This is a genomic window from Streptomyces sp. NPDC055815 (assembly GCF_053616475.1).
On sequence record NZ_JBSHDU010000006.1, the window covers coordinates 84,476 to 92,849 of the forward strand.

The window sequence follows — 8,374 nt, forward strand, 5'->3', positions numbered from 1 at the left end:
CTCAGCGCTTCTCAGCCCTTCTCAGCCCTTGTCGAGGTACTCCTCCCGTTCCTCGCTGAGGAGGGCGTCGAGCGCGGTGCGCAGCCCCGGGTGGGCGGTGAGGTCGGGGTCCGCGAGGACGAGGGCGGTGGCCTCCTCGCGGGCGGCGGCGATGACCTCCTCGTCCTCGATGACGGCGAGCACCCGCAGCGAGGAGCGGACGCCGGACTGGGCCTGGCCGAGGACGTCGCCCTCGCGCCGCTGTTCGAGGTCGATACGGGAGAGCTCGAAGCCGTCGAGGGTGGTGGCGACGGCGTTCAGCCGCTGCCGGGCGGGGCTGGCCTCGGGCATCTCGCTGACGAGGAGGCAGAGGCCCGGGGCGGAGCCTCGGCCGACGCGGCCGCGGAGCTGGTGGAGCTGGGAGACGCCGAAGCGGTCGGCGTCCATGATCACCATGGCGGTGGCGTTCGGCACGTTGACGCCGACCTCGATGACGGTGGTGGCGACGAGGACGTCGAGCTCGCCGGCGGCGAAGCGGCGCATGACGTCGTCCTTGTCGTCGGGGTGCATGCGGCCGTGCAGGACGGCGATCCGCAGGCCCGCGAGAGGGCCGGCGCCGAGCTTCTCGGCGACGTCGAGGACGGCCAGCGGCGGGCGCTTCTCGGCCTCGTCCTCCGGGGAGGCCTTGGCCTTCTTCTTCTGGTCCTCCTCGTCGCCGATCCGGGGGCAGACGACGTACGCCTGGTGTCCGTTCCCGACCTCCTCGCGGACCCGCTCCCAGGCGCGCGCGAGGAAGTGCGGCTTGTCGGCGGCGGGGACGACATGGCTGGCGATCGGCGAGCGGCCGGCGGGCAGCTGGTCGAGGACGGAGGTCTCCAGGTCGCCGAAGACGGTCATGGCGACCGTGCGCGGGATGGGCGTGGCGGTCATGACGAGGAGGTGCGGCGGCTGCTTCCCCTTGCCCCTGAGGGCGTCGCGCTGCTCGACGCCGAAGCGGTGCTGCTCGTCGACGACGACCAGGCCCAGGTCGTGGAACTGGACCTTGTCCTCGATCAGCGCGTGCGTGCCGATGACGATGCCCGCCTCGCCGGTGACCAGGTCGAGCAGGGCCTGGCGGCGGGCGGCGGCGCCCATGGAGCCGGTGAGCAGCACGACCTTGGTGGCCCGGTCCGCGCCGCCGAGCATGCCTCCCTCGGCGAGCTCGCCCATCATCTCGGTGACGGAGCGGTGGTGCTGCTGGGCGAGGACCTCGGTGGGGGCGAGCATGGCGGCCTGGCCGCCGGAGTCGACGACGGCGAGCATGGCGCGCAGGGCCACCATCGTGTTGTGCGTCACGGTGAAGTGATCCGTCACATAGGCGTGGTCGGCATGCGCGACGCTGATGCACTGCACGGCCTTCCGGCCGACGTACTCCACAGCACGGATGCCACGCCGGAAGGTGTTGTATTTGGGCCTCGGACGCATCCGCTCGGCCTTGCGGACGAGCCGGAACGGGGGGTACTCGTCGGGCAGAGCCACGGAGACGTTGAAGGCAGTCTTCTTCGGCAGAACCCGCGCTCGTCCGCCGAGCGAGCGCACGAGCCACGCCACGTCCTCCGCGAGCGAGCGGGAAGCGGAGCAGAGCGACACACTCATGCCGTCCTGGTGCACCGTGCCGTCAGTGTCCAGAAGCCCTTGGAGAACCGCGAGACGGTCCTTGATCGTGGCGTTCTTGAACTGCTCGGGGATGAACTTGTCATGCGATGTGACACCCCACAGCTCCAGGTCTCGCAGCGCCTGGATCACTGGATTCCGGACGCCGCCCGCACGCCGGACGAGCTGGATCGTGTAGTCGCAACGCGAGCCGACCACCGGAGTGAGCCTGAAGTCCGGCTCCACCGACATCGCGACGGCGTCATGGATCTCGGCGTCGGTCGTGGAGAGCCGCAGGTTGTGCCGAAACGAACCGTCGCCCAGGAGCACACCGAGCAGATACGGATCGAGCGGCGGTGTGGACCCGTCTCCGAGGTCGACCGGGGCGGCGGGGGGGATGTACCACTTCGAGGAGCCGTTCGCCTTCAAGAGGTCATGGCGGATCTCCCTTGTGGTCAGCACCTTGGGGGCCTGGCCGCGGTGCCATGCGCCACTCGTTCCCACGATCCACAGATGCTCGTCGTCGCACTCCACGGCGGTTCCGTCCGAGAGAAGGATCCGCCATACCTCGCGCTCCCCCTGTGGAAAGACTCCGTCGACGACTGCAGTCTCTCCTGTGGGCACGATCACCTCGTCCCCCACCCGCATGTCGCCCATCCGTCGGAATCCCGCAGAGGTCAACACGAGGGAATCCAGTGGCTGCGCCTTGCCCGATCCGACCTCTCCCTGGAGGAGGCGGTGCATCGGGTGCTCGGTGGCCAGGTCGTCGAAGATCTCCTTCGAGACCTTCTGCTGGCCCTCGGTGAGGGTGAAGGGCAGCTTGGCGTCGAAGGCGTCGAGGATGCCGTCGGGGGCCGGTTTCCGGGCGACGGCGGCCAGTTGGGTGTCGGCGTGCCGGCGGCGGGCGAGGGCGACCTGGAGGACGAAGGCCTCGTCCCACTTGAGCCGCTCGCGGGCGTCGGCGATGTCCACCTTGGTACGGGGGCGGTGGATCATCCGCAGGGCGTCGGGCAGCTCGCTGAGGCCCCGGCCCTCGCGCAGGGCGGGCGGCAGCGGGTCGACGGCGTCACCGGCGCTGGGCAGGACCGCGTCCACGGCCTTGGCGATCTTCCAGGACTCCAGCTTGGCGGTGGCCGGGTAGATCGGGATGAGGGCGGACGCCCAGGTGTCGACGGCCTCGTCGCTGTCGCCGCGGAGCAACTCGTAGGACGGGTGGGCGAGCTGGAGCCGCCGGTTGAAGAGCGAGACCTTGCCGGCGAACATCGCGCGGGTGCCCGGCAGCAGGTCCTTGTGCGGCTTGTGCACGCCCTTGCCGAAGAAGACCAGCTGCACCCGGCCGCTGCCGTCGGTGATGGTCACTTCGAGGCGCTGGCCGCGGCCCTTGGGACCGTTGAAGGTGTGCACCCGGGCGTCCGCGACCTGCGCGACCACCGTGACGTGCTCGTCGAGCGGCAGGTCAGAGAGCGTGGTGAGCTCCCCCCGCTCGGCGTACCGGCGGGGGTAGTGGTGGAGCAGGTCCCCGACCGTGTGCAGGTCGAGCGCCTCGGCCATGACCTTGGCGGTGGCGGGGCCGAGGGACTTCTTGAGTGGTTCGTCGAGCGCGGGCACGTCTCCCATTGAAGACCACGGGACCGACAGCCGCGCCGAAGCCTGTGGACAACCGCCGGGAACGGCGCCTATTCCACCCCGATGAGCAGCGGCGGGGCCCCCGCGCCCGCGTGGTACGTGGTGGTGTCGACGGCCAGGTAGCCGCGCCGGACGTGCCGTTCCAGGTCGGGGGCGAGCTCGGGCGGGGTGTCGTCGGCGACGACGAGGGTGACGAGTTCACCGCCCGCCGAGAGCATCCGGTCCAGGACGGTGCGGGCGGTCTCGGTGAGGTCCTTGCCGATGACGGCGACGTCGCCCTCGATGAGGCCGAGGATGTCGCCGGCCTGGCAGACGCCGGCGGAGGTGAACGACTGGCGTTCGGCGACGGCGAGTTCGGCGTAGCGGGTGGCTCCGGCGGCGGCGGTCATGGCGACGACGTCCTCGTCGAAGCGCCGGTCGGGTTCGTGGACGGCGAGGGCGGCGATGCCCTGGACGGCGGCCCGGGTCGGGATGAGCGCGACGCGGATGCCTTCGGCCCTGGCGCGTTCCGCGGCGGCGGCCGCGGTCTGGCGCAGGTCGGTGTCGTTGGGCAGGAGGACCACCTCGCGCGCGTGCGCCCGGCGGATCGCCTCGACGAGTTCCTCGCCGGCGGGCGGTTCGCCGGGCCTGCTGCGGACGGTGGTCGCGCCGGCCTCGGCGCAGAGTCCGGCGAGGCCCTCGCCGGGGACGACGGCGACGACCGCGCGCTGGGCGCGTTCCCCGCGTCCGGCGGTCGACGCTCCGGCCGCCGCGTCGGCGGCGAAGTGGGTGATGCGGATGCGGTGGGGCCGGCCGGCCTCGACACCGGCCTCGACGGCGGCGCCCGCGTCGTCGACGTGGACGTGCACGTTCCACAGGCCGTCGCCGCCGACGACGACGAGGGAGTCGCCGAGGGCGTCGAGGCGGGCCCGCAGCCGCTCCACGGCCGCGTCCTCGGCCTCCAGGAGGTAGATCACCTCGTAGGCGGGCCCGGCCTCGCCGTCGCAGGGCCCGTCGTGGGCGGCGGGGACGGCGCGCGGGTCGCCGAGGAGCCGTACCCCTCCCGGGGCGGTGTCGCCGAGGAGCCGTACCCCTCCCGGCGCGGTCGGGAGGTGCTCGTGTCCCCCACCGCCGACGTCCCCCTCGCGGTCCGGCGCCCGGCCCGTCACCGTCTGGAGGAGGGCCCCGAGGACGGTCACCAGGCCCCTTCCGCCGGCGTCCACGACGCCCGCGCGGCCGAGTACGTCCAGTTGGCCGGGGGTGGCCGCCAGGGCCTTCCTGGCCCCGTCGTGGGCCCGTGCGGCCACGTCCGCGAGCGTCCCGCCGCCCGCGCAGCCCTCGGCGGCCGCCGAGGCCACGGTGAGGACGGTGCCCTCCACGGGATGGGCGACGGCCTGCCGCGCGGCGGCGGCGGCCTCGGCGAGGGCGCGGGCGAGGTGATCACCGTCACGTCCCTCGGCGAGGACGGCGGCCATGCCGCGCAGGAGCTGGGCGAGGATGGTGCCGGAGTTGCCCCGGGCGCCGAGCAGGGCGCCGTGGGCCATGGCCCGTACGGTCTCGGCGGTGTCGGGCGAGGAGGCGGCGAAGACGGCTTCGACGGCCTCGTGGGCGGCCTCGGCCGTCAGGTAGAGGTTGGTGCCGGTGTCCCCGTCGGCGACCGGGTAGACGTTGATCGCGTCGATCGCCTCGCGCTCCCGGCCGAGGGCGTCGAGGGCCCCTGCGCACCAGCTCCGGACCGCTTCGGCGTCGAGCTCGACGAGCTCCTCGTCGGGCTGAAGGGCTCGCGACAACGGGGGGTCCTCCTTCGGCGGTGATCACCGCAGGGTAGACCGGGGACCGGCCTCCCCCAAGCTCTCGGCTTCGCTCGAGCAGGGGGGGACCCCCTGTGACCGGGGTCCGGGGCGAGGTCCGCGGAGACCATGGTAGTTTCGTTCCACGGAAGCAGGCGTTGTATGCTGCTTCGGTTGCCCGGTTCAAACCGGGCCGTTCCCCGGCAAGCCACTTCAGACTCCTGATTCCGGTGCGCCGGATTTCACTGTAATTCTGAAGTCTTTGGAGTGACCCGTGGCTGCCAACTGCGACGTCTGCGGCAAGGGGCCGGGCTTCGGCAACAACATTTCGCACTCGCACCGCCGTACGTCCCGTCGCTGGAACCCGAACATCCAGCGCGTGCGTGCCGTGGTCGGTCGGACGCCGAAGCGGCTCAACGTCTGCACCTCGTGCATCAAGGCCGGCAAGGTCTCGCGCTAATCGCGACGTTCTGTCGTAGCGCAGCCCCTGCGGTTGCCTTGAAAGGCCGGTTCACCTCGGTGAACCGGCCTTTTGCCATGCCCGGAAACAGGCCCGGAAACAGGCCCGGGAACGGTCGGCCCACGCCCGGGACCTAGCGCGTCCGCCAGCCGTGGTCGACCGGGCCGATGCCCGATCCCAGGGCGAACCCGGCGGCGATCGCCCCCGTCACGTACTCCTTCGCCTGCCGTACGGCCTCCGGCACCGCCAGGCCCTTGGCGAGCCCGGAGGCGATCGCCGAGGCGAGCGTGCAGCCCGTGCCGTGGGTGTGCCGGTTGTCGTGGCGCGGGGCGCGCAGCCAGTGCTCCTCGGTCCCGTCGGTGAGCAGGTCCACGGCCTCCCGGCCGCTGGGCAGGTGGCCGCCCTTGATCAGGACCCAGCGCGGCCCGTACGAGAGGACCGCCTCGGCGGCCGGCCGCATGTCGCTCTCGTCCTCCACGCGCACGCCGGTGAGCTGCGTCACCTCGTCCAGGTTCGGGGTGGCGACGGTCGCGGCCGGCAGCAGCTTCGTACGGACGGAGTCGAGCGCGCTCTCCGCGAGCAGCGGGTCGCCGTGCTTGGAGACGCCCACCGGGTCGACGACGACGGGCACCCCCGGAGTCCCGGCGAGCAGCTCCGCCACCGTCTCCACGAGCGCGGCCGTGGCGAGCATGCCGGTCTTCACGGCCTGGACGCCGATGTCGTCGACGACCGCCCGGTACTGGGCCCGTACGGCCTCGGCCGGGAGCTCCCAGACGCCCTGGACGCCCCGCGAGTTCTGGGCGGTCACGGCGGTGAGCACGCTCATGCCGTGGACGCCGAGCGCGAGCATCGTCTTCAGGTCGGCCTGGACGCCCGCGCCGCCGCCGGAGTCGGATCCGGCGACGGTCAGCACGAGCGGGGGGTTCACTCCGTCTCCCCGAAGTGGTCCCAGCCGCCCACGCTGTGCCAGGGCGCGCCGTCCACGGTGACCTGGGGCAGCGCCGAGGGGTGGAGGACCTCGCCGATGACCTTCCAGCGGGCGGGGAGCTTCACGTCCGGCGGGAAGGTGGCGACGATCGCGTGGTCCTCTCCCCCGGTGAGCACCCACTGCATGGGGTCGACGCCGACGGCCTGGCCGATGTCGTTCATCTGGGTGGGGATGTCGATGAGGCCGGAGCGCAGGTCGATGCGGACCTTGCTGGCCTCGGCGATGTGCCCGAGGTCGGCGATGAGGCCGTCGCTGACGTCGCACATGGCGGTGGCGCCGAGACCGGCGGCGGCCGGGCCCGCGTGGTACGGCGGCTCGGGCCTGCGGTGGGCCTCGACGAAGGCGCGCGGGGAGCGGAAGCCGCGGGAGAGGACCGCGTATCCGGCGGCGGACCAGCCGAGCCAGCCGGTGTAGGCGACGACGTCGCCGGGCTTGGCGCCGCCTCGGGTCACCGGGTCGTGGTTGCGGAGGTCGCCGAGGGCGGTGATGGAGACCATGATCGTGTCGCCGCGGACGACGTCGCCGCCGACCACCGCGGCGCCCGCGACCTGACATTCGTCGCGCAGGCCGTCCATCAGTTCCGTGGGCCATGTCACAGGGAGTTCCGCGGGGACGACGAGGCCGAGGAGGAGCGCGGTGGGGACCGCGCCCATGGCGGCGATGTCGGCGAGGTTCTGTGCGGCGGCCTTGCGGCCGACGTCGTACGCCGTCGACCAGTCGCGCCGGAAGTGACGTCCTTCGAGGAGGATGTCCGTGCTGGCCACCACGCGCCGGTCGGGGGCGGAGACGACCGCGGCGTCGTCGCCGGGCCCGATCCGTACCGCCGGGGTGGAGGTGAGCCGGGACGTGAGCTCCCTGATGAGCCCGAACTCGCCCAGCTCTCCGACTGTGCCCTTCACCGCGTCTCACCTCGTGTCTTCGTGCCGGCCGGCGGGCGGGGGCGCGTCGTCGCGCGCCGCGGGTCGCGGGCCGTCACCGTGCTGGGTACCGTCAAGTAGACCGTCAACTTCTGTCCTGCGTACGCCACACCCCGAGCGCCTCCGGACGCGCGGGTCTCCCCGTGGCCCGCGGCGACGCGGTACCGTGGCGTCCCTTTCTCCCACAAGATCCTCGTGGTCGCCCTGGAGGTTCCGTGGTTCAGGCGTACATCCTCATCCAGACCGAGGTGGGCAAGGCGTCGACCGTCGCCGACACCATCTCCAAGATCCCGGGGGTCATCCAGGCCGAAGACGTGACCGGTCCTTACGACGTGATCGTGCGCGCGCAGGCGGACACCGTCGACGAGCTGGGCCGCATGGTGGTCGCCAAGGTCCAGCAAGTGGACGGCATCACGCGCACCCTCACCTGCCCGGTCGTTCATCTGTAGCCCCCGTCTACGCTTGGCCGGTGACGTCTTCCCACCGGCCCTTCGGCCTGCCCGCCGCCGTCGCGGCCGCCGTCCTGCTGTCGGCCGCCGCCGGCTGTTCCTCGCCGGACGCCGTGGCGTCCGTCGTGGTCCCGAGCCCGCCGGCGGAGGAGGCGCCCTTCTGCCAGGCCCTGGCGAAGGAGCTGCCCGATTCCGTGGCGGGACTTGAGCGGAGTGACCCGGAGCCCGGCTCCGAGTTGACCGCCGGCTGGGGTGACGGTGCGATCGTACTGCGCTGCGGGGTCCCCCGGCCCGAAAAGATGAGCGATCCCAGGGCGCAGGCCGTCGAGGCCAACGGCGTGAACTGGATGCTGGAGCGCCCGGAGGGCGGCGGCCCCCGTTTCACCACGACGTACCGGAAGACGTACGTCGAGGTGACGCTGGACGAGCGGTACGCGCACGACGTCACGCCGCTCGCCGATCTCGCCGCCCCGGTCCGGACGGCCGTGGGGGGGGGGGGCGGCGGGGGGCGCGGGGCGGCGGGGGGGGGGGGGGTGTGGGGGGGCCCCGGCAGC

At 72.6% G+C, this 8,374-nt stretch carries 7 protein-coding genes; 3 read left to right on the forward strand and 4 right to left on the reverse strand.

Annotated elements, in window-relative coordinates:
* Window positions 1-21: 21 nt before the first annotated feature.
* Window positions 22-3,228, reverse strand: coding sequence for a helicase-related protein (locus ACWGN5_RS06645; RefSeq protein WP_453511750.1), 3,207 nt, complete (start codon window positions 3,226-3,228; stop codon window positions 22-24).
* 59 nt (window positions 3,229-3,287) lie between these two features.
* A complete protein-coding gene (locus ACWGN5_RS06650) occupies window positions 3,288-5,006 on the reverse strand; it encodes a DAK2 domain-containing protein (protein WP_453511751.1) in 1,719 nt (572 codons plus the stop codon).
* A 274-nt stretch (window positions 5,007-5,280) separates the two neighbouring features.
* On the opposite strand from ACWGN5_RS06650, the gene rpmB reads away from it, so the two are divergent.
* Window positions 5,281-5,466: a 50S ribosomal protein L28 gene (rpmB, locus tag ACWGN5_RS06655; protein WP_003957616.1), complete on the forward strand. Its 186-nt coding sequence runs from the start codon at window positions 5,281-5,283 to the stop codon at window positions 5,464-5,466.
* Between the two features lie 133 nt (window positions 5,467-5,599).
* Here rpmB and thiD read toward each other — a convergent pair whose 3' ends face one another.
* The gene (thiD, locus tag ACWGN5_RS06660) at window positions 5,600-6,394 is read right to left on the reverse strand and encodes a bifunctional hydroxymethylpyrimidine kinase/phosphomethylpyrimidine kinase (protein WP_453511753.1); all 795 of its coding nucleotides are present in this window, start codon (window positions 6,392-6,394) and stop codon (window positions 5,600-5,602) included.
* Window positions 6,391-7,353 (reverse strand): thiamine-phosphate kinase, encoded by a 963-nt coding sequence (locus ACWGN5_RS06665; protein ID WP_453511755.1) that lies wholly within the window; start codon window positions 7,351-7,353, stop codon window positions 6,391-6,393. The genes thiD and ACWGN5_RS06665 overlap by 4 nt, the downstream gene beginning before the upstream one ends.
* A gap of 233 nt (window positions 7,354-7,586) precedes the next feature.
* Here ACWGN5_RS06665 and ACWGN5_RS06670 point away from each other — a divergent pair, with 233 nt between their 5' ends.
* Both ACWGN5_RS06670 and ACWGN5_RS06675 read left to right on the forward strand, forming a co-directional pair.
* Window positions 7,587-7,820, forward strand: coding sequence for an Lrp/AsnC family transcriptional regulator (locus ACWGN5_RS06670; protein ID WP_017947604.1), 234 nt, complete (start codon window positions 7,587-7,589; stop codon window positions 7,818-7,820).
* A gap of 20 nt (window positions 7,821-7,840) precedes the next feature.
* Window positions 7,841-8,374, forward strand: a 534-nt coding sequence (locus ACWGN5_RS06675; protein WP_453511756.1) for a DUF3515 domain-containing protein, incomplete at its 3' end; no start/stop codon positions are given.

Excerpts from the sequence above, each read along its gene's own strand:
- ACWGN5_RS06645 (WP_453511750.1), bottom strand. The coding sequence starts at position 3,228 with ATGGGAGACGTGCCCGCGCTCGACGAACCACTCAAGAAGTCCCTCGGC.